Below are 1,584 nucleotides of genomic sequence, written 5' to 3'. Positions count from 1 at the left end.
TCAAAAATCTCGTTAAAATGTATATTACTATCTTTCAATTTACTCACAAAGTCCTTGGAATTAACAACTTCCGTTGCATAAAAGGCTCCTGTTGTATTTATCCCACCTTCATAAATTAGAGAACAAGCTATTGAGGGTGCCAATGCTGTTGCAAACACCTCAGTACAGTAAAAACTTGTTTCAATTGTTGACTTTTTTCCATCTTTTATAGCAAAACTTTTTACCGTAATATTAGTTTCCGTATGATATTTTTTCTTACTCCCTATTCTTTTAAGACGTTTCAAGAGAAGAGAAGCTTTTTCTTTCGTTTTTGTTTTCCCTCTTTTTATACTAAAATACAAAACTATTGATATCCAAAAGCGTTCAATAGCTGACCAAAATTCTACAGTTTTAATTTTATGCATTACCTCCATGGCTGATATATCAGGAGTAATTACTCCGGAACTAAAATACATTTTTTTATTAAATGGTTCCCCGATAAATTCCTTTTTACTGGATTTATCAGGAGCAATCAATTCGTTATTTTTCCATATCTTTGGAGGAATTAGCATAAGATCACCTATGCCAATTAATGACAATAAAGAAATTTCATCAAAATTTGCTCCCATAGTAAATAATATCTCCGTTTTATCAACTTCTACTAATAAATCTGCATGATATTTTAAAAGTATCCCTGCAATACCTGGATTAACACCAAAAGCGGTTATTAGTAATGCCCCTGTACTTTTAGCTTTTTCATGAAGCTCTTTTATTTTGTATTGATGTTCTAAAGGCAAACCTGCCACATCAATATATTTTTTGCCGGTAGTAGCAACTATTTCGGCAACGGAAACATTAACTTTATCCATGCTAATAAAGCAATTTAAAACAATATCTATATCTTTCAATGCTACTTCAATTGATGCTCTTTCATCAACATCAATATACTTCCAATCGCAATTATAAGTTGTTGCAACTTTTTGAGCTTTTTCAACATTTCTTCCAGCTACAAAAATTTTAAATTGGGGTAATGCAGATAATATCTTAACTGCTTCCATACCGACAATTCCATATCCTCCAATAATCAAAACACTTAGTTTTTCCATAGGGTTATTTTATTAATTGACAACTATTTACCAATATTTATGAATCATCAAAAATCAATTCAAAACTTTATAGGGAGAAGGACTATCGTAATCCTTTCCTGCTCTTATTATTTTCATATTTTTTAATCTCAGGCAAAGATAAAAATAAATTTCAAAAGATGAGAGCTCGGGCTATTTTTCCCCCTCTATGTTTATAAATTTTATTTTAGGATATTGTCTTTAAGAATTTTGATATTTTTTATCCGACACACTCAACATAAAACACAATTTTTATAATCCTCATTTTGCTTTCGTATTACTTCTGCTTTTTACAAATTAAATCATTTCAATTTTATACTTTTGCAGTTAAATTCAAATATGAATCCATGATTAATGGTCAAAAAATAGTTGTTGTTTTACCTGCTTATAATGCTGCAAAAACATTAAAAAAAACTTTTAACGAAGTGCCTTTTGATATTGTTGATGAAGTAGTTCTGGTAGATGATGCAAGTAATGACGA

Annotated in this window: 2 protein-coding genes; one reads left to right on the top strand and one right to left on the bottom strand. The window is 29.8% G+C overall.

What is annotated here, in order from left to right:
• Positions 1 to 1,085 (bottom strand): saccharopine dehydrogenase NADP-binding domain-containing protein (locus U9R42_14510; protein ID MEA3497236.1); only part of this gene is annotated, 1,085 nt, incomplete at its 3' end.
• Positions 1,086 to 1,450: 365 nt separating this feature from the next.
• On the opposite strand from U9R42_14510, the gene U9R42_14505 reads away from it, so the two are divergent.
• The coding region (locus U9R42_14505; protein MEA3497235.1) for a glycosyltransferase family 2 protein at positions 1,451 to 1,584 on the top strand (134 nt) is incomplete at its 3' end.

The organism is Bacteroidota bacterium (genome assembly GCA_034723125.1).
In the GTDB taxonomy this organism is placed as follows: domain Bacteria; phylum Bacteroidota; class Bacteroidia; order CAILMK01; family JAAYUY01; genus JAYEOP01.
Note: the sequence above shows the minus strand (reverse complement) of the source record. Positions and strands in the feature narration are given on the sequence as shown.